This is a genomic window from Methylomonas sp. 2BW1-5-20 (assembly GCF_052474515.1).
On record NZ_CP184127.1, the window covers coordinates 2,475,993 to 2,499,167 of the forward strand.

Here is a 23,175-nt window from a genome sequence, read left to right on the forward strand (position 1 = left end):
CGAGAAATTCATATGAAAATTCAACATTTGCTAATCGCCTTAACCTTGCCAACTTTGCTGACCCTGACGGGCTGCGAATCGGCAAAACCGGTCGAAGCAACTGCTGAGCCTGCGGTAGTGGCGCCAGCGACCGCCGCACCGGCTGAAACCGCCGCGCCCGCCGAGTCCGAGCCAGCGGCACCCGCCATGGCGCCGGAACATTGCGCTAAACATAAAGCCGATGCCGCAGCGCATAACTGCGTCGAGCATTGTGCCAAACACAAAGGTAAAAAAGGCAAAGCTTGTCTGAAACACTGCGCCGATAAAGCTGCGGCCGAACACGATTGCGCGAAACATTGCGCCGATCACCCAGGTGCTAAGGATAAAGTCTGCGCCCAACATTGCGCACAAGATGCCAATGCCAGCGCCCACCAATGCGGCACCGAGCATTGTGCGCATCACGAAGCCGCCGCTGCCGCCAATTGCAGCAGCCATCATTGCGCCCATCACCAAGGCGGTGCCGCGCATGATTGCAGTGCGGATCATTGTAAAAAGCACGGCGGCGCGATGGCCGATTGCTGCGGTTCCGCGCATAAATGCGATAAGTAGTTTTTAATTACGCTTCGGCTTAAATGCGGACGTCTATATCGCCGCATTTAAGCTCCAAAATACTTCCCGTCACATCCCCCCTTCCCGCGCCCCCTTCAACACTTAACTGCCGAACATCAGCGTTATTCCATTACATAAGCTGACTCGACCGGATCTTATCGCCGACAGTTGTCGATAGTAATCAACAAACCAGAGATCTTTTACGTTGCCGAATAACCAGCAACTGCGCTAAATTCATAGCGAGGACCGACCAGGGCCTTATCCAGCTTTTTGTTTAGGCATAGAGGACATCATGGCCGAATCCAATCACAATCCCACCATCATTGCCGCGGTCATTGGCGTAATAGGCTCGATCTGCGTGGCGATTATAAGCAATTGGGATAAATTGACTGGGCGCCAGCCTTCTGCGGTTTCGCCAATCAGCCAGCAAGTTGCGCCGCCCATAGACAAGGAAAAACCAGTCGCCGCAACGCAAGCTCCGGTAATCGATATCAGCGGCGATTGGTATAATCCGGCCCTACCGAGCGCCGGCGGCACGCATATCGAACAGCAAAACGACAGCTTTCAATTCAATGGCTGGGGGATGTTACCGCAAGGTGTAGGCTACGAATTACAAGGTAGCGGCAATCTGCTTGCCCAAACGCTGACCTACAGCTATACCGCGCAATATCAAAACGGTTGGATATCGAAAGGCAGTTGCACCGGCACCGTAGCGGCTAACGGCGGAAGGATTACGGCAACTTGCAGCGACAGTATCATGGGCACTTATGTGTCAGCCGGCGTAAAGCAATAAAGCCGGATATGCCACCCAGACAGCGCATCGGGCAAAATGGCGTCTGGGTTTAAAAGCGTGGAAAACTAGCGAATGGCCAACAAAGCCCTTAATACGTCGATCCGGCTGATCATGCCGACAAACTCGCCGTTTTGAAAAACCGGAAAACTTCTGGTCGGCGTTTCCTGAAATTTAGTGGCTACGTCCACCAGACTGGCGTCGGCATTGACCATTTGCGGATCCTTGGTCATAAACTCTCCGACTTTTCCAAGCATACTCTGGTTGTAAGCGGATTCCACGAACACCTTCATACCATCCTTTTCCGAAAAAATCCCTACCAGTTTTCCGAGTTCATCCACGACCGGCACACTGGTCACTTTGTGATCCAGCAAGATCTTAACCGCATGCGAAATCTCGGTATCGGGGGTAACGGTAACAAGTTTGGTCGACATGTAATCGACTACTGCTATTTTGGCTAGCATGGTGTACCTCCTGTTATTATTTTCATCGACAGACATACGGCCGGCCTTAACAACGGCCGGTTCGCTTCTGTAAATGGGATTATTATAAAAATCCCCCAAGGTAGCTAGTTATATTATTCGCGGACAAATTACAGCCGTCCCTTAGTCCCGGGTAGCAAAACATGTATTCGAATGGCGTTCGCCAAATCAGACGGTGGTGTACGCAGGCGAATACGTTCCAGCTCTGTCGATAATCCGGCTATTCCCTGAAATAACCATGCCTGCCCAATATCAAGCTAAACTTGTACGACCACCAAATTGACGCTTTTTGAAAATGGACACCGTTATGCTGCAAACCAATGGCAATCAATTACGCCCCCAGGAATTCTCTTTGCGTAAGCTATTGACTTTACTGACAAGCGCAGTGGCACTACTGCTGATTATCGGCAATGCCTTCGTATGGATCAGTCACGGTGAACTGCAATCGGCGGAAGCCGAAAAACAGCGTTTGCTGAACGCGTCCCTAGCTTTTAAAAACGTCCGTTATCATGTGGTGCAAATTCAACAATTCCTCACCGATGCGTCGGCAGTCGGCGAAGACGATTACAGCGAAGCGCTGACGGAAAAAAACGCCGCCCATAACGAACTAGCCAGCTTATTAGCGATCACGCCGGAATTAAAGACAGAGCTTCGCGAAGCCGATAAGTCGGTAGACACCCTTTATGCCACCGGCGAACGCATGGCGAATGCCTATTTTCACCAGGGCCGCGACGCCGGCAATCTGATCATGAAAGCGCCGCAAGACGGTTTCGATGCAGCCTCGGAAACCCTGGCAACGACACTCAATCAACTTGCCGGCAAGTTGGAACAACAGGTCAGAGCAGCCTCCGAACAACAAAATACTATGCAAGGCCAAATGTTTACCGTCAGCGCCACGGTGGCAGGCTTGGCTTTGTTGCTAATCGTGTTTGCCAACCTGTGGTTAACCCGAAAACTCTTCAGCGTGTTGGGCGGAGAACCCAGCTATGCCTCGAAAATTGCCGGCAGCATCGCCCGGGGTCAGTTGGATGTCGACGTAGTCACCGCTAAGGACGACACCAACAGCTTACTGGCGATAATGAAACTGATGGGGCGGGAACTTGCCAGCCATATGCGCGAGATCAACGTGGTCAGTAAGCAAATCGGCCAATCCTCGTATCAGATATCCAACATTTCCGGCGGCATTTCCAACGCCAATCGTTCCGAGCAGGCCCGGTCTTCGGAAGTCAAGCTGGCTACCGAACAGCTACGCGACACCACCGAGGAAGTCGAACGTTATTCCGGCACCATCCGAGAGCGCACCCTGCAAACACAGAATTCCGCGCAGAAGGGCATCGTCGCCGTTAACGAGAATCTCGATGAAATGCGCAGAGTGGTCAAAGAAGTTGAGAGCGCGGAAGCCAAAACCCAAGCCTTACGGCAAGCCAACCGGCAGATTCAGGATATAACCACCACCATTCGTAATATCACCGAACAAACTAATTTATTGGCTTTAAACGCCGCCATCGAAGCGGCCAGGGCCGGTGAATACGGCAGAGGCTTTGCCGTGGTGGCTGACGAGGTGCGGAAACTGGCGCAAAACGCGTCCGGCGCGACGGCGGAAATCGCCAACATTATTTCAGAGTTAACCAAAATTATCGAAGAAAACACCTATGCGATGGGCTCCATCATCCAGACCACGAAACAAGGCATGGAAAAAGCCGAGATCACCAGCGTCGTAATTAACGAAATAGTCGGGCAGATAGAAGAAAACGCGGGCACCGCACAACAAATTTCCCAGGCCACCCAATGTCAACTGGATAACGTCACGCAATTGCAGACCCGCGTGGAAGCGCTATTCGAAGCGCTGGGCCAGAACGAATCGAAGGTACATATCACCCGTACCATCAGCGACGATTTATATGTGGTTACCGAAAAAATGCGGACCATGCTGGAGCATTTCAGCTTCAATGCGCAATGGAAAGCCACGCCCGCTGCCAACGAGAATCGCAAGTTTCCGCGCTCCAGCCACTATCTGCTAGCCCATATCGAAATAGATGACTACGTACTGGACGGCGTCACCGCCGACTTCAGCATGACCGGCGCCTGCCTGCGCCTGCCTTTACCGCTCCCCTGCCAAGTCAACAGTTCTATCTGCATCCAGCTGCGCATTCCCTCCGACAATATCGAGCAATACGAAGCTCAATTACCGCTAGAACTGGATTGTAAAATCGTCTGGCATAAAAACATCGATGGCGAGCACCACTATGGGGTCAAGTTCAGCGAGTTCCTATCGCCGGAATCCACTAATGGCTTGAAAGCCTGTTTCGCTTTTTTTAACCACGCCTCGACGTATTAGGAAATACTTACACTCAAGGTATCAATCGAAAATATCGCAACAAGGACACTTCCAGTCGACATCGGCCGGACGCACCGGATGGACGTGATTGATCAGTTTCTTGGAGCCGCCGAAATCGTGGTAATTGCGACAGACTTTCTCAAATGCAGCCTTAGGCGATTCCGCGTAGCTGAACTTAAACTTGGGATACCGGCCGACGTGTTGCTTTAGCCGGGCATTTAGATCGGTTTCCGAACGGCCGACGTATTTCACCACGAATTTATTGGTCTTCTGGTTGATGATGCCCAAGGCATAATTACCCTCGGCGCTTTCCGTGATAAGTTCGTTAATTTTGGCATTGCTCAAATCGTAAGCCCCTTGCATATCAAGTGAAGCCATATATCCTCCGGTAGAATCTAACTGTTCTTTTAATCAAGTCGTAGATCTGGCAAATATGCCCGATAGCACGATAATACTCTTATCCGGGGCGAGTTTTTCTTTAAATATTACAAATTTAGCCCAGTGCTCCCCTGAGCCTCCGGGATGCACCAAGTTGTATCGCTGCTTTTACCAACTGATGTACCAGGAGCCCGCATGCATCGTTTATATTTATTGCCCTGTTTGACTATGGTTTTTAGCTTAACTTTGACCTTATCGGTACAAGCCACAGACTGGCAGGTGGGTCCACAACGCTTGTTGAAACTACCGAGCGCGGCAGTCGGGTTGGCGCGAGATGGCGATGTAATCAGCATTGATGCCGGCCTATATCAGGGCGATGTCGCCAGTTGGCCGCAACATCGGCTGACCATACGCGGACTGGGCAACGGCGCCCGTCTGGACGCACTGGGCAAAGCAGCGGAAGACAAAGCGATCTGGGTATTAAAAGGCAAGGACATCGTCGTCGAAAATATCGAACTGTCTGGCGCCACCGCGCCGGCTCTAAACGGTGCCGGCATCCGTTTCGAAGGGACTAATCTGACCCTGAAAAACTGCCATTTTCATCATAATCAAATGGGCATATTGACCGGCGTCAATCCCGACAGCGACATCCTGATCGAAAATTCGGAGTTTAACGACAATACCGTCGATTATCCCCGCTACGGCAAACTGGGCCATAACATTTACATCGGCAATATCCGGCGTTTTACCCTGCGAAATTCCTATGTGCACGATGCCAATACCGGCCATAACGTCAAATCGCGGGCCAGGGAAAACTATATTCTTTACAATCGCATTACAGACGAGCGTAACGGCTCCAGCTACTTGGTGGACTTGCCCGACGGCGGCGCCGGTTATCTGATCGGCAATCTGTTTCATCAAGGCGCAAATACCGAAAACGCAGCGATGCTGGCGTTTGCCGCCGAGCACAATCAAACTCAACCCAACCAACAGCTGTATCTGGTAAATAACACTTTCGTCAACGACCACCCCGGCGGCTCGTTTCTGAATAATCACAGTATTGCGACAGCGATGTTAATCAACAATCTGTTGATAGGCGAAGCCACCGAGCTGATCGGTTCCAATCTAGAAAACCACGATCTAAGGGCTGCGGCCGATGTGTTAATTGATCCGGCCAATTATGATTACCGCCTGAAGTCAGACACCCAGGCAATCGACCAAGGCGTCGCCCCCGGAACAGCCGCCAACGGTTTTCAGCTAGATCCGGAATTTGTCTACCTGCATCCGCGCGGCAGCGAAAGGCGCTCGCCTCAGGGGCCGCAGGATGTGGGAGCCTATGAATTTAACAAAAAATAGGCAGAAACGACGCCTCTTTAGCCGAACAGGGCCAAAGCCTTTTTCAGCGTGGACCACACGCCCCAACTCAACGGAACCAACACATAAAGCCAAAATACGACTAACAGCCAGGGACTGGAAGATTTACTTGATTCGGAGTTGTTCATGGATTGCCCCTTCATTGCTTAATGTTCCCCTTCGTCGGCAGGATAAATGCCATCCAGCTCATCAAAGTCGCCGTGTTTCATGTGATGTTTCTCGTGAACAGGCCGAATCGATAGATTGGCGATAAAGCCCACCACCAGTAATCCGGCCATGATGTACATGGTTACATTGTACGCATCAGCCTTCGCCACGCCCTGCCCTATTTGATATTCGCGGATGTAATTGACCAACACCGGCCCCAACACCCCAGCGGTGGACCAGGCCGTCAACAAGCGGCCATGGATGCCGCCGACGAAACGGGTGCCGAAAATATCCGCCAAATAAGCCGGAATCGTCGAGAAACCGCCGCCGTACATGCTCATGATCAAGGCATACAGCAACACGAATAAGGCCATATTGCCGGCCATGCCCATACTGGGGATGGTGGCGTACAAGCCCGCACCAACCACAAAGAAAATAAAGTAGGTGTTTTTTCGTCCGAGATAATCCGAAGCCGACGACCAAAAAAACCGCCCCCCCATATTAAACAAACTCAGCAAACCGACGAAGCCGGCTGCGGAAGCCGGTGTCACCGAGCCTTTGAACATCTCCTGGATCATCACCGATGCCTGACCGAGCACGCCGATACCGGCGGTTACGTTCAGGCACAACACCAGCCACAGCAAATAAAACTGCGGCGTTTTCAAGGCTTGATCGATATGCACATGCTTGTCGGTGATCATCTTGTTTTGCACCGCCGGCGGTGTCCATCCCGCGGGTTGCCATTCCGGTGGCGGAATGCGGATAGTCAATGCACCTATCATCATCGAACAGAAATACAAGCCACCCATCACCAGAAAGGTTTGCACAACACCTACCGATTCCGCCGATTTAAAATGATCCATCAGTAACACCGACAAGGGCGCGCCTATCATCGCTCCGCCGCCGAACCCCATGATGGCCATGCCAGTCGCCATGCCGCGCCTGTCGGGAAACCATTTGATCAACGTCGATACCGGCGACACATAGCCCAGGCCTAAGCCAATCCCGCCTATTACCCCGTAACCGAGATACACCAGCCAGATTTCGTGCAGGTGTACGCCCAACGCGGAAATCAAAAAACCGCCGCCGAAACAACAAGCCGCGACGAACATCGTCAACCTAGGCCCTACTTTTTCCAGCCATTTACCGCCAAACGCCGCCGACAAACCTAAAAATACAATCGCCAAACTGAAGATCCAACCCAGGGTAGTCAGCTTCCAATCGTCGGGCGCGGAACTGCCGACGCCTATCACTCGCGTCAAAGGGTCGTTAAACACGCTAAATGCGTAGGCCTGGCCGATACACAGGTGCACCGACAGAGCCGCCGGCGGCACCAGCCAACGGCTATAGCCGGGCTGCGCAATGCTATGTTGTTTGGAAAAAAATCCCGACATGCTTGAATCCACTGTTTGCTGACTTATCAATACCGGCGTTTTACCGTAGCGCCGCTCTTGGCGGCATTTTAGCATTGCCAAATGATCGGCTGGCAACGACTCCCGCCTAAATCGGCCGCGAAAACCTCTTCATCGCCTTTCGCAACCTAACCTGGCAAGCCTGATTGATTTTGAATTGGAGCCTTGGCCTTCTAACAGTCCAACCCCATGTCAATCCGCGTCGCGGCGGATCAACCGTTTATTGAGTGCTAGCCGGCTGAATACCCAGCTAGCCTGCCGCCACCCCTGATTGCCTTGGGCGCGCAGCAAGGCTTCGGCAATCAGCGCTTCCTCGGCTTCCTTTAAAGTCGGCAGGCGTTCCGGAAAGCCACCTGGAGCAGTCGACCGTTTGTTGCCTCGGCGCCATCATATAAGCCTGCAGATCGTCCATTATGGCCTCCTTGAAGCTCTACAAAGGCAGCACCGCGCCCTGACTGCGGGCCACCGCATCGAATGCCATGCCTCCCAGTTCGTGGATATTGCAGGGGAACGCATAGTTATGCAACCACTGAAACAGCGCCGGTGGCACGCTGGGCACCGATTTTCCCAGGCTGTCGGCGGCTTTTTCCACGAAATGGGCCATTAACGGTCGGTCGGGGTAACTTTCCAATTTCGTTAGTTAAAGCAACCAGTGACCCACTTGACTGTCCGGTATTCGGCGAGCAAATTGACGTTATCGCTGGCTCGTCTATGAAAGCTTGATGTTGGGAACAGAAAAATTAATGTGTAGAACTTCAAACCTAATCTAACAGTTACTGGATTTTTAGAAGTGTCTGTCAGTTTAAATTCAGCCTAGAAGTTTTTCTCTTTCCAGACCTGTTTGCCATCGATCAAAGTAGCCATGGGTGTACGCCCACAGCACATCTTGCCCTGATGGGTTCGATCATTATTGTACTCAATGATCCAGTTGTCCAAATCACGTTGTAGCGATGCCAAGTCCTCATACGGGTTTTTTCGTAGTGCCACCTGGTAAAACTCCTGCAGAATGATCTTTTAGAACCGCTCGCAAATACCGTTGGTTTGCGGCGATTTGACCTCGGTCTTGGTATGTTCGATGTCGTTAATTGCCAGATACAGCTGATAATTATGCGTTTCCGCCCGGCCGCAGTATTCACTGCCTCGATCGGTCTGGATGCGTAACATCGGCAAATCCTGTTCGGCGAAGAACGGTAACACCCTGTCGTTAAGCAAGTCCGCCGCCGTAATCGACGTCTTTGTAGTGTAGAGTTGAAATGGTCTAATAACCCCGGACACGTCTAAAGGCAGAATTTATACTGCCAGCAGAGGTGATCATGAGTAACGACAAAAAACACAATCGACCCATATACAGCCTGGAGTTCAAGCAAAATGCTACGAAGCTGGTTTTGGAAAAAGGCTACAGCCAGCAGCAAGCGGCAGATCATTTGGGTATCTCGCAAAGCGGGCTGGGACGCTTGGTTCGAGCGCAACGCAAGCCTTCGGTCAACGAATCGGCGGTAACCTGACTCTGGGGGATCATGACGAATTGATCCGACTGCGCAAGGAAAACGAACAACTGCGGATGGAGCGCGAGATATTAAAAAAGGCCGCCGTCTTCTTTGCGAAAGAAGCCGAATATCCACAGGGCACAAGTAAAGTACGGATTTACTTGTGCCCTGTGGATATTCGGGCGCAACAGAAGACGTATCCAGTGACCGTACTGTGTCGAGTGATGCAGGTAAGTACAAGTGCTTACTATGATGGGTGCAATAGTCCGGCAGACCATGACAAAAGCCTTCAGGATCAGAAGCTTGTCGATAGCGTGCGGCAGATTTTTACCACTAACAAGCAGTGCTTTGGTTCGCGCCGTGTAGCGGACCACTTGCAAAAACAAGGTCTTGCCGTCGGCCGCTTTAAAACGCGCCGGATCATGCGGGAATTGAAACCGTTGCGCGTTGCTTGCTAGCCAACGAAATGCGCGGGTAGTTTCGAACTGTTCGCCCAGCTCCGGGCATTCGTAGCTGCCAATATCGATAGCACGACCGCTACGGTGTTCGCTGTAGCCGGGCGGCGCTAAGACCCGCAGAATCCCGTCGATACTTTGACCTTTACTGAGCTTACGCCGAATAATATCTGCTTGATAATCCACGCTGCGAAAGGCCGAAACCATCAGCAACACAATACCGTCCTCGGCGGCGGCCAGTTTAAGTACTTGCCAAGCGGCTGCGGCTTCCGCCGTGAGACGAAATTCTCTACCCTGCTGAGTGGTTTCCGCGACGACCAATTCGGCGGGCTCTCGGCATAATTCCAAGCCTCTGGCTGTCGGCAGACCTTCTGGAATATCCAACTCGACAAATATCCTGCGAATTCTTGGCAAGTAATCGTCAAGCGGTTCCGCGATCATCGGCTGCATCTGTTTTGTGGGTATGCAAGCGCTGGTAATCGCCTTGCGTATCGATATCCAGTTCCGCTTCCTGTAACGACACTTTTACCAGCATTTCTTCAAACTGCATCAACAAGGGCTTTGCTCCGCGATCGCCTGGTAAACCGGCTAGCTGCGCAAAAAACGCGGCCGGAAACACGGCCGGCACGCCGAACGACTCTGCGTATTGACTCACCACGATGCGCTCCGGCGCGTGTCGCCAAGCCTGCACCAAGTTTTGCAGATGCGCGGCGTTAATCAGGGGTTGATCGCACAGCATCAATAACACAGCGCTGGCCGTGGCCGGCAATACTTCAATACCTGCCCGAATCGAACCGGCCATGCCGTCCGCCCAGTCCGGATTCAGCGCCATACTTATGCCGTCCAGATCGATAGCGGCTTTTATCGCCTCGGCATTAGCACCCAACACCACCACGATTCGCTCCGCCAAAACAGACCGCGCACTGCCAATTGCATGCGCCAACAACGGGCGGTCTTGCCAAATTAGCAGTTGTTTAGGGCTACCCATCCGGCTGGACGCACCGGCCGCCAGGATGACAGCATAGACATTATCAATGGCTGCATGCATGCTGTAAGGAGACCACGTCATTGCCTAATTGCAAGCCGCTACGGCCGTTGAGCTGGGCGTTGATACCGGCCACGATAGACAACGCAATTTCTTCCGGGGTTTGCGCGCCGATGTCCAGCCCCACCGGGCCGAACACTCGCTCGCTGATCAACTCGGCATCGTCACCCAGGCTTTGCAACAGCCGCTGTTTGCGATGGGCCGGCCCCAGCAAGCCGACAAACGGCACGCGGCAATGCACGATGGCTTGCAGGTAGCGTTGGTCGTATTCGACGTTGTGGGTCATCATCATGATGGCGTTGAAGCGATTCAAATCCAGTTGCGCCGCGACCTGTTCCGGGGTCAAATGCAATAATTGATCAGCCAATGGAAAACGCTCGGGCTTGATATGCGCGGGCCGGTGATCGACCAAGGTGACGCGCCACCCCAGGGATTTGGCGCAATTGACCAGCGGTATCGCGTCGGCGCCGGCGCCGAATATCAGCAACTGCCAAGGCGGTTGCACTGGGTCGTAAAAGGCTTTGATGTCCTGGCCGTCGAGCAGATGGGTTTCGATGCGTGGTTTTTGTTGCAAGGCGGTTTGCAGTGCCGCCGTGGCAAACGGAAACGGCGCGCTGGGCAAGATCGGCTGCTCGTCGACAAGGGCGGCCTGCAAAAGCTGACTGCGCCCGGCAGGGAAATCCGCGTTCGTGGAATCGAACACCGTCACCAATACCCCATGAGACTGGGTTTCGGCGGCCTCGACCAGCAAATTCAACGGACTGAAATCCTGCTCGGCTGATAACAACTGTAGCAACACCCTAACCGCGCCATTACAACCCAAGCCCAAGCCCCATATCGCGTCTTCCCCGGAACGCATATCGTAAAACAGCGTTTTGGCATGGCCGGTTGCGAACACCGAAGCGGCCTGCTCTACCAGATCCCTTTCAAAGCAGCCACCGCCCAGCAAACCGACCAACTCGCCGGTTTGGGTAATCAACATCCGCGCGCCAGCCTTTTGGTAAGTGGAGCCAAAAGTTTCGATAATGGTCGCCAGCACGCTGTCTTGCTTATCGCGTTGCAGTTGCCGATAGGCGCCGAGCAGATGATTGAGGTTATTGGCCATGGTTTACTCGCTTGCGGGTATGCCGGCGATTGTACTAGCCATATCAACTCCAGCTCAAATCGGTGCGCAATAGCGGCAATTGCCTTACCCGCACACCAGTGGCGGCGAATATCGCATTGCATACCGCCGGCGCCAATGGCGGCAACGCCGGCTCACCTAGACCGGTGACCGGATAGTCGGTTTTCAGAAAATGCACCTCCACCCGGGTGGGCGCATCGGCGATGCGGATCATCGGATAATCGCCAAAATTGCTCTGCACGATGCGGCCTTTTTCGATGTTCAATTCCTGAAACATCAAGGCGCCCAGACCATCGATCACCGAGCCCTGCACCTGATTTTCCGCGCCGCTGAGATTGACGATTTGCGCGCCGATGTCGGTGGCAACGACCACTCTATCAACCTTGAGCTTACCGTCCTTGGATACAGTGACTTCCGCGACCTGAGCAATGTAACCCAGATGGCTGAAATGAAAAGCGATGCCCTGCCCTTGGCCGCGCGGGAAAGCTTTCTTGCCCCAGTCGGCTTTTTCCGCCACGTGCTGCAACACATGCTTCATCCGATTCACATCGTAAGGAATGCCTTGCTGGCCGGTGCCGGGAATAAAGCCTTTGTCGCCCAAAATTTCTAATCGAAACGCCAACGGATCGCGACCGACGGCATGCGCCAGTTCGTCGATGAAGCTATGAAACACCCAGGCCAACACGTTGCTGCGCGGCGCTCGCCAAGGCCCCATGGGGATATTGCACTCGAGCGGGGTTTGTTCCAGCAGGCAGTTTTCTACCCAACGGCCAGGAAATTCGTCGCCGGACAGATTGGCGCCGCTGCCCAGTTCCAGGGTTTCCTTGCCGTCCTTCACCAGTTTATGCGCAAAAGTGACGAAATGGTTATGCCAGGCAATCAGCTTGCCTTTATCGTCCAGACCACCTTTTAAAAAGTGAAAGCCGCCGGCGCGAAATTGATCGTGTTGCAAATCGTCTGCGCGGGTCCAGGTCAGCTTGACCGGCACACCAATGTGCTTGGCAATCGCCGCCGATTCGATGATGTAATCCGGAATCAGACGCCGGCCAAAACCGCCGCCGCTGCGGGTGATATGCAGCGTGATTTTCTCTTTAGGAATCCCTAAAGTGTCCGTAACGATCTTCTGCCCGGCTTCCGGGTTTTGGGTCGGCGCCCAAATCTCGATGCCGCCGTCTTTGAACCAGGCCGTGCAATTTTGCGGCTCGATGCTGGCATGGGAAATGAAGGGATAGCTGTAGGCCGCCTCGACAGTTTTGTCCGCATCGTCCAGCGCTTTCTTAGCATCCCCGTCATTACGCAGCACTTCGCTGCCGGCTTGCTCGGATAATTCCTTGGCTTTGGCTGTAAAGCCGGCCCAGCTTTGCGCCGCCGCCGGGCCTTCGTCCCACACCACTTCCAGTTGCTTGCGGGCGGTGAACGCCGCCCAAGTGGAATCGGCGACTATCGCCACGCCAGGCAACAAGCCTTTTAAGCTGGTGCCGCCCTCGACGATAAACGCGTGTTTTACGCCGGGCAGCGTTTTGATTTTATCCAGATTCGCACTGACCACCCTGCCGCCAAAAGCCGGACATTTTTGATAAGTCGCATATAACATGCCCGGTAGTTGCACATCGATACCAAACAGTGGCTTGCCGGTGACGACACTGGGGTTGTCCACGCCGCCGATCCGCGTACCCAGCAATTTGTAGTCCTTGGGATCTTTCAGCTTCACCGATTCCGGCGCGGGCACAGGGATCGACACCGCCTTTTCCACCAGTTGCCCATAGCTAAGCTGTTTACCGCTGGCCGGATGATGCACCGCGCTATCCTTGGCAAGCAGTTCTGCGGAGGGTACCCGCAGGAGTTCGGCAGCCGCCAGGATCAGCATGGTTCTGGCCGTGGCACCGAGCTTATGAAACTCCTGGTAGTTGGTCGGCGTTGAGCGCGAACCGCCGGCACTTTGGCTACCGTAAATCGGGTCCAGATCGCCCTGCACGATTTGCACATCCAGCCAATTCACCTCCAACTCTTCGGCGATCACCATCGGCAGCGAAGTTTTGATGCCCTGGCCTATCTCCGGCTGCTTGCTGATCAAGGTCACCTTGCCGGTCTGCGCGATGTGGATAAAAGCATTGGGTTTAAAGACGCTGCTTTCCGCAATGGTGGCGGGCTTGGCAATCCGCTTTGCCGCACTATCGGCCACATTCAGATAAAAACCCAGCACCAAGCCGCCGCCGGCCAGCGTGGACTTGCGCAAAAAATCGCGGCGGCTGGCATTTTCCAACAGGTATTCGTTCATATCGGCTCCTTGATAGCAAGTTCAGCGGCGCGGTGTATGCCCGCGCGTATCCTTAAATAAGTCCCGCAACGGCACAGATTGCCGGCCAGCTCGGCATCGATCTCGGCGTCTGTCGGGCGGGGATTTTTTTTCAGCAGCGCGGCGGCAGTCATGATCTGCCCGGCCTGGCAATACCCGCATTGCGGCACATCCAGTTCCTGCCAGACTTTTTGCAAGGGATGTTCGCCGCTGGGATGCAGGCCTTCTATAGTGGTGACCTGACTGGAGCCGACCTTGGCAATCGGCGTCAGACAAGCCCGGGTAGGCTGGCCGTCGATATGCACGGTACAGGCACCGCACTGCCCTATCCCGCAGCCGAATTTGGTACCAACCAGATTGAGATGATCGCGCAGCACCCACAACAAGGGCGTGTCGGGATTAACATCCACGGTCTTTTGCGTTCCGTTGATATTGATTATGTATTGGCTCATGAGAATCTATGTATTAGTGGTTGTAATTGCTCGCAGCAAATCATCGTTAAGCAATATCCGCACCGAACAAGTCCGGCATCCATTTTATGTTTCAATCTATTGTAAACAACTGAATATCAAGCCATTTACCCACCAAGCCACAACGCAAAAAAAAGTAAATCGCTAACCGTAATCCAAATTAACAAGCAATATTGCCAATGCAGCTGATAAATCAACAGCAAACCAACAACTCCTGCTGACTAAGCAACAGAAAAATCGCCATTGAATTTATATTTTTCTTTTCAAACAAGGAGTTGAAATCTGGCATATAAATTGACTGCTTAATAAAGCGATACAGGCGATATTACGGAATATCCATGTATTGTTAAAACCGGCTAAAACCTTAGTTTATGCAGGATTTTAAATACTATAAAACCTAATTAATGCAGGGTTTACAGTATTCGGTTTTAAATTAGGACTTTTTTAAGCAAATCAATTTTTTCCCGGGGGAATATTATGAAACATACTGTAGCGATCATTGCCAGCGCCTTATTACTTGCAAGCAGCGGCGCCTTTGCCGAGGAACATGCGGCGGAATCTCTAAAACACGCCGAACATGCGGTTACGCACGGCAAGGCCGGCCATGCAGATCAATTGGTGGAACACGCGGAAAAAGCCCTGGCCCACGTCGACAAAGCCGAAAGCGCAGCCTCCGGCGAGGCTAAAGCGCACATTGTAGCCGGCAAAAAATCTCTGGAAGAAACCATCGCGCACGGCAAACAAAACCATGCCGAAGTCGCTACCAAACACGCCGAAGAAGCCGTAGGCCACTTCAAGGCAGGTAATATTTAAAATCCGGCAACGCGATACAGCATAATCGGAACATACCTAATCGGTCATTTTGGATAAGAGTCGGAATGACCGGTTACAGATATTCGTTATCTAACGTTTTAACACAAACATTCATTATTATTTTGTAGAAAAGGGACTATATAAAATGGCAAAAATTACCAATTTGCGGGTTGGCGAATCTTTAGTCGGCGAAGGCAATGAAATCGCGCATATCGATTTAATCATTGGACCGCGCGGCTCAGCGGCGGAAACCGCTTTTGCGAATGCGTTAACTAATAACAAAGACGGCTTTTCCACCTTATTGGCGGTGGTAGCGCCTAATTTGCTGGTTAAACCCGCAACGATTTTATTCAATAAAGTTACCATCAAAGGCTCAAAACAAGCCGTGCAAATTTTTGGACCGGCGCAACGCGCGGTAGCCATTGCGGTAGCGGAATCGGTGGAAGAAGGCATCATCCCCGCCGACGAAGCCGACGATTTGTTTATTTCCGTAGGCGTATTCATCCACTGGCTGGCGGAAGACGACGCCAAAATCGAAGAATACAACTACAAAGCCACTAAGGAGGCGATTGCGCGCGCGGTAGCGGGTTTCCCAACGGCTCAAGAAGTAATCGCCGCGAAAAAAGACGCCAAACATCCGTTTGCAACCAACAACGTCTAAGCGTTTCCGATTTAGTCACCAACCATGCCCACACGGATTTGGGCATCCAAGGCCAAGGAAGGCTTTTTAACGCTTCGATACCGCACCGAAATAAGCGCCACCGATTGATTGCGCATGATCCGCAACAAGTGGCTATTGGGAGGCATCCCAGCAACAGCCATTGCTGAGTATCCAGCATACCCCTTACCTCAACTCGAACGGCAGTAAGCCAGAATCTCCGGCAGGCCAGCAGCGACGGTACTTCCAGCTATTTCAGCCGCCCTTAACCGGTCTGGTATGTGTCTTGCTGAACACAGAACTCATTACATACTTTTTATATTAACCCTCTACATAACCCCAGGAGGTTTCATGCGTAGATCGATACCCAACACGCTTGCTTTAGCCATAGCGTTGACCGGCGCGGGCTGCAGTTCCCTGCATCAGAACGGCTTGCAGCAGGCCAGCGACGCCGCCGGTGCGGCCAATATCAAATCCCTGGAATTCACCGGCATCGGCCGCTGGTACCAGTTCGGCCAAGCGCCCAATCCCGATCTACCCTGGCCGCCGTTTGACGTCAAAGCCTATACCGCCGACATTAATTACGACACCGCCAGCGCCAGGGTGCAAATCGCCCGTTTGCAAGTGGTGGAACCCGGCCGCAACCGCCCGGCACCGGTCGAACAAAAAGTCGATCAATACATCAGCGGCAATAACGCCTGGAATGTGGCCACTACCGGTAATGCGGCGGCGACCGCGCAACCGGCCGCAGTGGAAGAACGCGCCGCCGAAATCTGGGCCACCCCGCACGGCTTTTTCAAGGCAGCATTGGCCAATCATGCCGAAACCAAGGACATCGCCAACGGCAGCGAAGTATCGTTTAATGTCGGTAGCAAGTACCGCTATGTCGGCACCATCAATGCCAAACATCAGCTGGAATCGGTAAAAACCTGGATAGACAATCCGGTACTAGGCGACACCTTGGTCGAAACCCGCTATAGCGATTACAAAGCCTTCGATGGCGGTCAGTTTCCCGGACATATCGTGCGCACGCAAGGCGGTTTTCCGGTGCTGGATTTGAATGTCACGGCGGTAAAAGCCAATCCGGCCGTGGAGATTGCCGCGCCCGCCGAAGCGCTAAAACCGGCAGCGGTGACGGTTGCTGCCAACAAACTGGCGGACGGCGTTTATTACCTGACCGGCGGCACCCACCATAGCGTGGCTATCGAGCAAGTGAACCATATCGTACTGGTCGAAGCGCCATTGAACGAAGAGCGCTCGCAGGCCTTGATCGCCAAATTGCAGGAAATCATTCCCAACAAACCGATCAAATATTTAATCAATACTCACGCCCACTTCGACCATAGCGGCGGCTTGCGCACCTTTGTCGATGCCGGCGCCACCATCGTCACCCATCAACCGAATCAGGCGTATTACGAAAAAATCTGGGCCAATCCACATAGCATCAATCCCGATCGGTTGGAGAAATCCAAAAAAGCCGCCAGCTTCACCAGCTTTGCCGGCAAACAGGTGTTATCCGACGGTAAACGCAACATCGAGATTCATGCCTTGAGCGGTAACAGCCACAACGACGCCTTTGTCGCGGTGTATTTGCCAAAAGAAAAAATCCTGGTCGAAGCCGATGCTTACACGCCGCTGGCAGCCAATGCGCCGGCGCCAAAGACAGTCAATCCTTATTCGCTGAACTTATACGAAAACATTCAGAAGCTGAAACTGGATGTTGGACAAATCGCAGCATTACATGGTCCGGGTGTGGTGACATTGGCTGATTTGCGGAACGCAATCGGCATTACCAAGGCTTCTCGATAAGGCATAAGGATCGAGGCAGTAGCGCAATGCTTATGCCTCGATCCCGATTTATCCGCGCCCAAAAAACGCCCGGTGATATTCCCAAGCAGCATGCACGCAGCGGCCAAACAATTGGAGACACCGCCACACCGTTTCACCGTGCCCCGCATTGCCGCTGGGGCATCCATATACGGTTCAGCGATAAGGTACTAGCACCCGTGAACGCCGCTGAACGCTTCGCCAGCACCTCTGAAGGATTGGGATTTACCAACGCACGGCTCAGAGGCTCGCCCGAATGGTTTTTGCGCGCATCGGAGACCAAGCTAATCCTACTGATTGACTGACCATTACCTTGCTATATGATGAAGCGTCATCATGCGGAAAAAGGGGCTACCATGCTACGCACCACAGATTTCCACGGCTCAAGGGCCATCCTCTCAATCGTCATACTGTTGCTGTGTTTCGAGCAAGCACTTGCCGCCACCAAGGCGGTACCAAACTGGGATGGATTCGTCGGCCAGTTCGTCGAACATTACTTTGAACTCCATCCCAGCTTCGCCGCCAACGCCGGCCGGCATGAATTCGACGGCAAGCTACCGGATTGGAGTGCGGCCGGTTTAGCCCGGCAAAGCCAATGGCTAAAATCGCAGCGCGAATTAGCCGCCCGCTATCGCGATACATCGCTGAAAGAATCGGAACGCTTCGAGCAAAAGCAACTGTTGGCGGTAATCGACGAAGAATTATTCTGGCTGCAATCGGCCAAGTCGCCCGCGAAAAATCCACTGTTTTATTCGCAGGCCCTGGATCCCAATTTTTATCTGACGCGCCCTTATGCACCGCTCGCACAGCGCCTGCAAGCCTTCATAAACTACGCCGCGAGCATCCCCAAGGCCACCGCGCAAATCCGCGCCAATTTAAAACCGCCTTTGCCGCGCAGCTTTATCGACGTCGGCAAGACTATATTCACCGGTCTAGCGACCTTTTACGAAACCGATGCCAAGGCGACGTTTGCCGCGGTAGACAATCCGCAACTGCAACAGCAACTCAATACAGTAGCGCCGGCCGCAGCCAAAGCGATGCGCGAGCTAGCCGACTGGTTGGAACAGCAGCGCGGCAGCGCCAACGACGATTTTGCGCTGGGCGCCGCCGGTTTCCAAACCATGCTTAAGGTCAGCGAAGGCGTCGATGTGCCGCTGGAGACTCTCGAGAAAATGGGCCGCGCCGATCTGGAGCGCAATCTGGCCGCGCTGAAAGAAGCATGTAACCAGTATGCCCCGGAAGCGTCGCTGCCAGACTGCGTCGCCAAAGTGGAAGCGCAAAAACCCGCAGATGGCGCGGTCGCCGAAGCGGGTCGGCAACTGGTGCTGTTGAAGGCGTTTTTAACCGAAAAAAACCTGCTGTCGATTCCAGGCCAGGAGGAAGCGGCGGTAGCCGAAACGCCGCCGTTCAAACGCTGGAATTCCGCTTACATCGACATCCCCGGTCCTTACGAACATGCACTGCCGTCCATCTATTATGTGGCACCGCCCGATCCGGCCTGGAGCGCGGCCGAGCAGGCCGCCTATGTGCCCAGCAAGGCCAATCTGCTATTTATCTCCGCTCATGAAGTGTGGCCTGGGCATTTCCTGCAGCATTTGCACGCCGACCGCACTGCGTCAAAACTGGGGCAATTGTTCAGCAGTTACGCGTTCTCCGAAGGCTGGGCGCATTATGCCGAGGAGCTGATGTGGGATGCCGGTTTGAACGCGGGCGACGCGCAAACCCATATCGGCCAATTGTTGAATGCCCTGCTCCGCGACGTGCGTTTCCTGTCGGCAATTGGTTTGCACACCCAAGGCATGACCGTGGAAGCGTCGGAAAAAATGTTCCGGGAACAGGCGTTTCGCGACCAGGGTACCGCCAAGCAACAAGCCGCGCGCGGCACCTTCGATCCGGGCTATCTGAATTACACCTTGGGTAAACTAATGATCCGCAAACTGCGGGACGACTGGAGCGCCAGCCGTGGCGGCAGGGCGGCCTGGAAATCCTTCCACGATAGCTTTCTGTCCTATGGCGCGCCGCCGATTCCGATGATTCGGAAGGCTATGTTGGGAGGCGATAGCGGATATGATCTTTAATAAGCTATCGAGAGCGGCGGATAGGAATGCGCGATGTTGGGGTTTTTGCACAAAACAGCCGATAATCGCACTCGGCGGTATCCATTATCTCGCCAATTACTCAAGCGCTATTTCTGCCTGCGTGGATCATCGGCGGGATTGGTATAAGTAATACCCCATGGTCCGGTAGCAATGAGCTCGACGATTGTTTCCTCGTCGGTGGTCCAGACATAATGCGTGTGGCCGGCGGGTAACGCAAAGCTGGAACCTGTTTTAAGTATCTCCCCCTTCTTGGTGTCAAAGGTCTCCCCGATGCCATTTCCCAGCTTGCCGCGCAGGACGGTAATAACCTCTGTGAAAGGATGTATGTGTGGTGGAATTGGATAATTGGGTGGAAATTTCAGCCAAGCGATAAACACTCCCGCCTTATTCGGGTCCCCCACCAAAACCACGCTTTGAGCACCCTTGGGAAGTATCGGTTCGGCAGCCCACTTAACCGTATCCGGCGTAAACGATTCCATGGTCTGGGCACGCATACGATCGATCTTATCCTGAGCTAATACAGAATTTGCGCAGGATACAATTATTAAAGCTATCAAATAAATTCTCATCCGGCCTCCGTTTTCTATGCCGTTAGTAAATTGTTTAAGCGCTATTGTGCCGATATGATGGACTAATCGCAATCCAAGCCGCAATCCCCGGCACATAAGCAATCGCGTCAATTACCGAGACGCCGAGCCAAGGCAGCGGATGACGCTCACAGAACCGCCGGCAGCCCTAATTTGGTTGGCGGCTTACTTGACGCGCATAACAAGTTTTTTAAGAGCACGCAGTAAATAGTCCGCTTTCTACTATATTAAAACGGCCTTTAAAATTAACCCGGACTAATCGACCATGACCAAAAGAATCCTGTATTTTTTAACACCAAGCGAAAACATCAGTCCATTCGATGTCACCATTGCCGCCGATGCCGGCTTCGATATGGTGGTGCCGTTTACCAAAGTCGAACCTAAGCAAGTCTCGGCTATGGTTCAAGATGCCATTTTTTGCCGCCCGCCCAATCGCTTTAACGACACCGGCATTTTCATCGGCGGACGCGATGTGCATATGGCGACCGACATGTTTCAGAACGCCAAAAACGCGATGGTGGGGCCTTTCAAAGTCGGCGTATTCGCCGATCCGAATGGTGCTTACACCACGTCCGCAAGTATTGTCGCCTTAATCGAGCAGGTTCTTAACGACAAGACCGGCCAAGGCTTGTCGGGAAAGAAAGTGGCCATATTCGGCACCGGGCCGGTCGGTCTTTGCACGGCTATCTTGGCGACGCAACAGGGGGCGAAGGTAAAACTGTGCCAACTGGTTGCCGACGACGACGAAAGATCGGCGCAACGCTTTTGCGAACGCTACAACGCTCAAGTCGAATGGGTGTCCGCACAGACTAACGACGAAAAAGACGTAGTGGTCCGGGAAGCCGAAATCATTATTAGTGCAGTAAGAGCCGGGGTGCGCATTTTGGAGAATTCCTTGGAGCATGCCGCCAACCTGATCCTTGCCGCCGATACCAATGCGGTGCCACCTAGCGGAGTGGCCGGTATCGGGCTTAACGACCTTGGCGTTGTCGCTGAAGTATCCGGCACCCGTTTTTTGAGCATAGGCCCGATGGCTATCGGCAATTTGAAATATAAAACCCAGTTTGGTTTGTATGAGCAAATCCAAAAAAACAATACCGCGGCCTTAATCGATTTTCCCGAAGCTTATGAATTTGCGCTGTCCGTATTGAAACAGCAAGCGGCCAAGCCGGAAAAATCGATTTAAATCGTCGGTTCAAATATTTGGCCGCTTACCCTGACCGGCAGAGGTTCGCCGGTCGCAAAGCTGCGTAAAATACTGCTAAACCAAGCGCCGCCGCTTTTTCCCTAGCCGAGAGCGACCGGGCCCCAGGGCGCCGCGCCGGGCGGTGCAATATTAATTAATTTTTCGTTTACAAATTCGTAAAAACCACGCTCCGATAACTCGCGGCCAAAGCCTGAGTTTTTAATACCGCCAAACGGCAGTTCCGGGGCGGTCCAGGCCGGCTGATTGATAAAAACCATACCGCTTTCAATTTGCGCCGCAAGCGCGCGGCCGCGCTCGACGTCGGCGGTAAAAATAGAAGCGCCAAGGCCGTACGATGTGGCGTTGGCCAAGGCAATCGCTTGCGCCTCGCTGTCGACCACATATAAAGCGGCGACCGGGCCAAACAATTCTTGTTGATAGATCGGATTATTTGCGTCTATTTCGGTGATGACAGTAGGCTCCAGAAAGTAGCCGGGCCTATCGATTCTTTGACCTCCTGATACGATTTTGCCACCGCCTGCTTGGGCTTGAGCAATCTGCTCGAGCAGCCGCTTCAACGCTTTTTCCGAGGATAGCGGCGCCAGGGTCGTTGCCGGATTCAGCGGATCGCCGGCGCGCAAAGACGACATGCGTTCGACAAAACCCTCCAAAAACGCCTGACCGCGTGCCCGGCCCACCACGATAAGGCGTTTCGAGCCGACGCAACATTGGCCGCAGTTGAACATGCGGCCGAACAAAGCGCTATCCAGAGTGGATTCGAGCGGTGCATCTTCCAGTACCAACAGCGGGTCACTCCCACCCATTTCCGCCACGACTTTTTTCAGCGCCCGGCCGGCACGTCCTGCAACTGCGGCGCCGGCGGTTTCGCTGCCGGTGATCGTGACGCCGCGCACCCGCGGATCGTCGATAACGCGGCCGATTTGTTCTATAGTCGCGAATAAATTAGTGTACACACCGGCCGGTGCGCCGGCGTCTTCGAATAGCCTGGCTAAGGCCAGTGCCGACCGCGGGACGTTTTCCGCATGTTTCAGCAATAATACGTTGCCGGCCATCAATTGCGGGCCAGCAACGCGCGCAACTTGATAATAAGGGAAATTCCAGGGTTCTATGCCCAGAATCGCGCCTAGCGGTTCAATCGATACATGGGCGGTCGGCGCTTCAGGCAAGGTTTTCGGTGCAAGATACTCTTTCGCATTTTTGGCGTAGTACTGGAGTATCCCTGCGGTAATGTCTACTTCTGCGTACGCTTCGCCAATGAGCTTACCCATTTCTAACGTCAAGTATTGAGCGTACTCTTCTTTCCTTTCCAGCAGAATAGATGCTGCTTTCGTCATAATCTTAGCGCGTTCATCGACCGAACAATTGCGCCACTCCTTCCGATAGGCATGATCGGCTTTCGCAATGGCAAGCTCAAGATCCGAATCGGATAGTTCAGGATAAGAAGCTAGTAATTCGCCGGATGAAGGATTGATGGATTGATAAGCCATATTTCTATCTCTTTTTAGTCGATACCGCCTTGCTAAGATGCATAAAGCCCCACCGATAGCGCGATCACTAACGAATATCGACGATTGTGGAAAAGGTGCCCGGTTCACCATG

23 protein-coding genes and 2 pseudogenes are annotated in these 23,175 nt (G+C 53.2%); 11 read left to right on the forward strand and 14 right to left on the reverse strand.

Annotation, left to right across the window (positions count from 1 at the left end; all coding sequences use genetic code 11):
• Nucleotides 1-12: 12 nt before the first annotated feature.
• Nucleotides 13-588 carry a hypothetical protein gene (locus tag ACH50O_RS11200; RefSeq protein WP_446807880.1) on the forward strand — a complete coding sequence of 192 codons (576 nt, stop codon included), beginning with the start codon at nucleotides 13-15 and terminating at the stop codon, nucleotides 586-588.
• A 292-nt stretch (nucleotides 589-880) separates the two neighbouring features.
• A complete protein-coding gene (locus ACH50O_RS11205; protein WP_446807881.1) occupies nucleotides 881-1,381 on the forward strand; it encodes a hypothetical protein in 501 nt (166 codons plus the stop codon).
• 65 nt (nucleotides 1,382-1,446) lie between these two features.
• Here the strand turns inward: ACH50O_RS11205 and ACH50O_RS11210 are convergent, their stop codons facing one another.
• Complete coding sequence (locus ACH50O_RS11210; protein ID WP_446807882.1) at nucleotides 1,447-1,842, reverse strand: CBS domain-containing protein; 396 nt, start codon at nucleotides 1,840-1,842, stop codon at nucleotides 1,447-1,449.
• 325 nt (nucleotides 1,843-2,167) lie between these two features.
• On the opposite strand from ACH50O_RS11210, the gene ACH50O_RS11215 reads away from it, so the two are divergent.
• On the forward strand, nucleotides 2,168-4,198 hold the full coding sequence (locus ACH50O_RS11215) for a methyl-accepting chemotaxis protein (protein ID WP_446807883.1): 2,031 nt from the start codon (nucleotides 2,168-2,170) through the stop codon (nucleotides 4,196-4,198).
• A 21-nt stretch (nucleotides 4,199-4,219) separates the two neighbouring features.
• Here the strand turns inward: ACH50O_RS11215 and ACH50O_RS11220 are convergent, their stop codons facing one another.
• On the reverse strand, nucleotides 4,220-4,576 hold the full coding sequence (locus tag ACH50O_RS11220) for a hypothetical protein (protein ID WP_446807884.1): 357 nt from the start codon (nucleotides 4,574-4,576) through the stop codon (nucleotides 4,220-4,222).
• A gap of 195 nt (nucleotides 4,577-4,771) precedes the next feature.
• Between ACH50O_RS11220 and ACH50O_RS11225 the strand changes: the two genes are divergently transcribed.
• On the forward strand, nucleotides 4,772-5,932 hold the full coding sequence (locus tag ACH50O_RS11225; RefSeq protein WP_446807885.1) for a right-handed parallel beta-helix repeat-containing protein: 1,161 nt from the start codon (nucleotides 4,772-4,774) through the stop codon (nucleotides 5,930-5,932).
• A gap of 17 nt (nucleotides 5,933-5,949) precedes the next feature.
• Here the strand turns inward: ACH50O_RS11225 and ACH50O_RS11230 are convergent, their stop codons facing one another.
• From ACH50O_RS11230 to ACH50O_RS11245, 4 genes and pseudogenes are all read right to left on the reverse strand, one after another.
• Nucleotides 5,950-6,078 carry an MFS transporter small subunit gene (locus ACH50O_RS11230; RefSeq protein WP_446807886.1) on the reverse strand — a complete coding sequence of 43 codons (129 nt, stop codon included), beginning with the start codon at nucleotides 6,076-6,078 and terminating at the stop codon, nucleotides 5,950-5,952.
• Between the two features lie 18 nt (nucleotides 6,079-6,096).
• Entirely contained in the window at nucleotides 6,097-7,491 is a 1,395-nt protein-coding gene (locus ACH50O_RS11235; protein WP_446807887.1) for an L-lactate MFS transporter, read from the reverse strand.
• A 448-nt stretch (nucleotides 7,492-7,939) separates the two neighbouring features.
• On the reverse strand, nucleotides 7,940-8,113 hold the full coding sequence (locus ACH50O_RS11240) for a hypothetical protein (RefSeq protein ID WP_446807888.1): 174 nt from the start codon (nucleotides 8,111-8,113) through the stop codon (nucleotides 7,940-7,942).
• Nucleotides 8,114-8,322: 209 nt separating this feature from the next.
• A pseudogene (locus tag ACH50O_RS11245) lies at nucleotides 8,323-8,760 on the reverse strand (integrase core domain-containing protein); the annotation flags it as partial.
• A 62-nt stretch (nucleotides 8,761-8,822) separates the two neighbouring features.
• On the opposite strand from ACH50O_RS11245, the gene ACH50O_RS11250 reads away from it, so the two are divergent.
• Nucleotides 8,823-9,014: a transposase gene (locus ACH50O_RS11250; protein WP_446807889.1), complete on the forward strand. Its 192-nt coding sequence runs from the start codon at nucleotides 8,823-8,825 to the stop codon at nucleotides 9,012-9,014.
• Nucleotides 9,015-9,220: 206 nt separating this feature from the next.
• Nucleotides 9,221-9,454, forward strand: coding sequence for an IS3 family transposase (locus ACH50O_RS11255; RefSeq protein WP_446812141.1), 234 nt, complete (start codon nucleotides 9,221-9,223; stop codon nucleotides 9,452-9,454).
• A 30-nt stretch (nucleotides 9,455-9,484) separates the two neighbouring features.
• Here ACH50O_RS11255 and ACH50O_RS11260 read toward each other — a convergent pair.
• From ACH50O_RS11260 to ACH50O_RS11280, 5 genes and pseudogenes are all read right to left on the reverse strand, one after another.
• A pseudogene (locus ACH50O_RS11260) lies at nucleotides 9,485-9,901 on the reverse strand (M15 family metallopeptidase); the annotation flags it as partial.
• A complete protein-coding gene (locus ACH50O_RS11265; protein ID WP_446807890.1) occupies nucleotides 9,873-10,520 on the reverse strand; it encodes a nucleotidyltransferase family protein in 648 nt (215 codons plus the stop codon). The gene ACH50O_RS11265 and the pseudogene ACH50O_RS11260, both read right to left, overlap by 29 nt.
• Nucleotides 10,483-11,601 carry an XdhC family protein gene (locus tag ACH50O_RS11270; RefSeq protein ID WP_446807891.1) on the reverse strand — a complete coding sequence of 373 codons (1,119 nt, stop codon included), beginning with the start codon at nucleotides 11,599-11,601 and terminating at the stop codon, nucleotides 10,483-10,485. Before ACH50O_RS11270 ends, ACH50O_RS11265 begins: the two co-directional genes overlap by 38 nt.
• A 43-nt stretch (nucleotides 11,602-11,644) precedes the next feature.
• The gene (locus ACH50O_RS11275; RefSeq protein WP_446807892.1) at nucleotides 11,645-13,897 is read right to left on the reverse strand and encodes a molybdopterin cofactor-binding domain-containing protein; all 2,253 of its coding nucleotides are present in this window, start codon (nucleotides 13,895-13,897) and stop codon (nucleotides 11,645-11,647) included.
• On the reverse strand, nucleotides 13,894-14,367 hold the full coding sequence (locus tag ACH50O_RS11280; RefSeq protein ID WP_446807893.1) for a (2Fe-2S)-binding protein: 474 nt from the start codon (nucleotides 14,365-14,367) through the stop codon (nucleotides 13,894-13,896). The genes ACH50O_RS11275 and ACH50O_RS11280 overlap by 4 nt, the downstream gene beginning before the upstream one ends.
• A gap of 495 nt (nucleotides 14,368-14,862) precedes the next feature.
• Here ACH50O_RS11280 and smbP point away from each other — a divergent pair, with 495 nt between their 5' ends.
• Nucleotides 14,863-15,198 carry a small metal-binding protein SmbP gene (smbP, locus tag ACH50O_RS11285; RefSeq protein WP_446807894.1) on the forward strand — a complete coding sequence of 112 codons (336 nt, stop codon included), beginning with the start codon at nucleotides 14,863-14,865 and terminating at the stop codon, nucleotides 15,196-15,198.
• A 145-nt stretch (nucleotides 15,199-15,343) separates the two neighbouring features.
• The gene (gene fae, locus ACH50O_RS11290) at nucleotides 15,344-15,859 is read left to right on the forward strand and encodes a formaldehyde-activating enzyme (protein ID WP_036277122.1); all 516 of its coding nucleotides are present in this window, start codon (nucleotides 15,344-15,346) and stop codon (nucleotides 15,857-15,859) included.
• Between the two features lie 11 nt (nucleotides 15,860-15,870).
• Here fae and ACH50O_RS11295 read toward each other — a convergent pair whose 3' ends face one another.
• Nucleotides 15,871-16,020: a hypothetical protein gene (locus tag ACH50O_RS11295; protein WP_446807895.1), complete on the reverse strand. Its 150-nt coding sequence runs from the start codon at nucleotides 16,018-16,020 to the stop codon at nucleotides 15,871-15,873.
• 187 nt (nucleotides 16,021-16,207) lie between these two features.
• Between ACH50O_RS11295 and ACH50O_RS11300 the strand changes: the two genes are divergently transcribed.
• Nucleotides 16,208-17,665 carry an MBL fold metallo-hydrolase gene (locus ACH50O_RS11300; RefSeq protein ID WP_446807896.1) on the forward strand — a complete coding sequence of 486 codons (1,458 nt, stop codon included), beginning with the start codon at nucleotides 16,208-16,210 and terminating at the stop codon, nucleotides 17,663-17,665.
• Between the two features lie 374 nt (nucleotides 17,666-18,039).
• Nucleotides 18,040-19,761, forward strand: a complete 1,722-nt coding sequence (locus tag ACH50O_RS11305) for a DUF885 domain-containing protein (RefSeq protein ID WP_446807897.1) — start codon at nucleotides 18,040-18,042, stop codon at nucleotides 19,759-19,761.
• Nucleotides 19,762-19,868: 107 nt separating this feature from the next.
• Here the strand turns inward: ACH50O_RS11305 and ACH50O_RS11310 are convergent, their stop codons facing one another.
• Entirely contained in the window at nucleotides 19,869-20,351 is a 483-nt protein-coding gene (locus ACH50O_RS11310) for a cupin domain-containing protein (RefSeq protein WP_446807898.1), read from the reverse strand.
• Nucleotides 20,352-20,634: 283 nt separating this feature from the next.
• On the opposite strand from ACH50O_RS11310, the gene ACH50O_RS11315 reads away from it, so the two are divergent.
• Nucleotides 20,635-21,555 carry an NAD(P)-dependent methylenetetrahydromethanopterin dehydrogenase gene (locus tag ACH50O_RS11315; protein WP_446807899.1) on the forward strand — a complete coding sequence of 307 codons (921 nt, stop codon included), beginning with the start codon at nucleotides 20,635-20,637 and terminating at the stop codon, nucleotides 21,553-21,555.
• Between the two features lie 101 nt (nucleotides 21,556-21,656).
• On the opposite strand, the gene ACH50O_RS11320 is transcribed toward ACH50O_RS11315, so the two are convergent.
• Nucleotides 21,657-23,063, reverse strand: coding sequence for an NAD-dependent succinate-semialdehyde dehydrogenase (locus ACH50O_RS11320; RefSeq protein WP_446807900.1), 1,407 nt, complete (start codon nucleotides 23,061-23,063; stop codon nucleotides 21,657-21,659).
• Nucleotides 23,064-23,175: the final 112 nt, after the last annotated feature.

What these genes read in the sequence shown, in the direction of transcription:
- ACH50O_RS11200 (WP_446807880.1), top strand. Translation starts at nt 13, where the DNA reads ATGAAAATTCAACATTTGCTAATCGCCTTAACCTTGCCAACTTTGCTG.
- ACH50O_RS11205 (WP_446807881.1), top strand. Translation starts at nt 881, where the DNA reads ATGGCCGAATCCAATCACAATCCCACCATCATTGCCGCGGTCATTGGC.
- ACH50O_RS11210 (WP_446807882.1), bottom strand. Translation starts at nt 1,842, where the DNA reads ATGCTAGCCAAAATAGCAGTAGTCGATTACATGTCGACCAAACTTGTT.
- ACH50O_RS11215 (WP_446807883.1), top strand. Translation starts at nt 2,168, where the DNA reads ATGCTGCAAACCAATGGCAATCAATTACGCCCCCAGGAATTCTCTTTG.
- ACH50O_RS11220 (WP_446807884.1), bottom strand. Translation starts at nt 4,576, where the DNA reads ATGGCTTCACTTGATATGCAAGGGGCTTACGATTTGAGCAATGCCAAA.
- ACH50O_RS11225 (WP_446807885.1), top strand. Translation starts at nt 4,772, where the DNA reads ATGCATCGTTTATATTTATTGCCCTGTTTGACTATGGTTTTTAGCTTA.
- ACH50O_RS11230 (WP_446807886.1), bottom strand. Translation starts at nt 6,078, where the DNA reads ATGAACAACTCCGAATCAAGTAAATCTTCCAGTCCCTGGCTGTTAGTC.
- ACH50O_RS11235 (WP_446807887.1), bottom strand. Translation starts at nt 7,491, where the DNA reads ATGTCGGGATTTTTTTCCAAACAACATAGCATTGCGCAGCCCGGCTAT.
- ACH50O_RS11240 (WP_446807888.1), bottom strand. Translation starts at nt 8,113, where the DNA reads ATGGCCCATTTCGTGGAAAAAGCCGCCGACAGCCTGGGAAAATCGGTG.
- ACH50O_RS11250 (WP_446807889.1), top strand. Translation starts at nt 8,823, where the DNA reads ATGAGTAACGACAAAAAACACAATCGACCCATATACAGCCTGGAGTTC.
- ACH50O_RS11255 (WP_446812141.1), top strand. Translation starts at nt 9,221, where the DNA reads ATGCAGGTAAGTACAAGTGCTTACTATGATGGGTGCAATAGTCCGGCA.
- ACH50O_RS11265 (WP_446807890.1), bottom strand. Translation starts at nt 10,520, where the DNA reads ATGACGTGGTCTCCTTACAGCATGCATGCAGCCATTGATAATGTCTAT.
- ACH50O_RS11270 (WP_446807891.1), bottom strand. Translation starts at nt 11,601, where the DNA reads ATGGCCAATAACCTCAATCATCTGCTCGGCGCCTATCGGCAACTGCAA.
- ACH50O_RS11275 (WP_446807892.1), bottom strand. Translation starts at nt 13,897, where the DNA reads ATGAACGAATACCTGTTGGAAAATGCCAGCCGCCGCGATTTTTTGCGC.
- ACH50O_RS11280 (WP_446807893.1), bottom strand. Translation starts at nt 14,367, where the DNA reads ATGAGCCAATACATAATCAATATCAACGGAACGCAAAAGACCGTGGAT.
- smbP (WP_446807894.1), top strand. Translation starts at nt 14,863, where the DNA reads ATGAAACATACTGTAGCGATCATTGCCAGCGCCTTATTACTTGCAAGC.
- fae (WP_036277122.1), top strand. Translation starts at nt 15,344, where the DNA reads ATGGCAAAAATTACCAATTTGCGGGTTGGCGAATCTTTAGTCGGCGAA.
- ACH50O_RS11295 (WP_446807895.1), bottom strand. Translation starts at nt 16,020, where the DNA reads ATGGCTGTTGCTGGGATGCCTCCCAATAGCCACTTGTTGCGGATCATG.
- ACH50O_RS11300 (WP_446807896.1), top strand. Translation starts at nt 16,208, where the DNA reads ATGCGTAGATCGATACCCAACACGCTTGCTTTAGCCATAGCGTTGACC.
- ACH50O_RS11305 (WP_446807897.1), top strand. Translation starts at nt 18,040, where the DNA reads ATGCTACGCACCACAGATTTCCACGGCTCAAGGGCCATCCTCTCAATC.
- ACH50O_RS11310 (WP_446807898.1), bottom strand. Translation starts at nt 20,351, where the DNA reads ATGAGAATTTATTTGATAGCTTTAATAATTGTATCCTGCGCAAATTCT.
- ACH50O_RS11315 (WP_446807899.1), top strand. Translation starts at nt 20,635, where the DNA reads ATGACCAAAAGAATCCTGTATTTTTTAACACCAAGCGAAAACATCAGT.
- ACH50O_RS11320 (WP_446807900.1), bottom strand. Translation starts at nt 23,063, where the DNA reads ATGGCTTATCAATCCATCAATCCTTCATCCGGCGAATTACTAGCTTCT.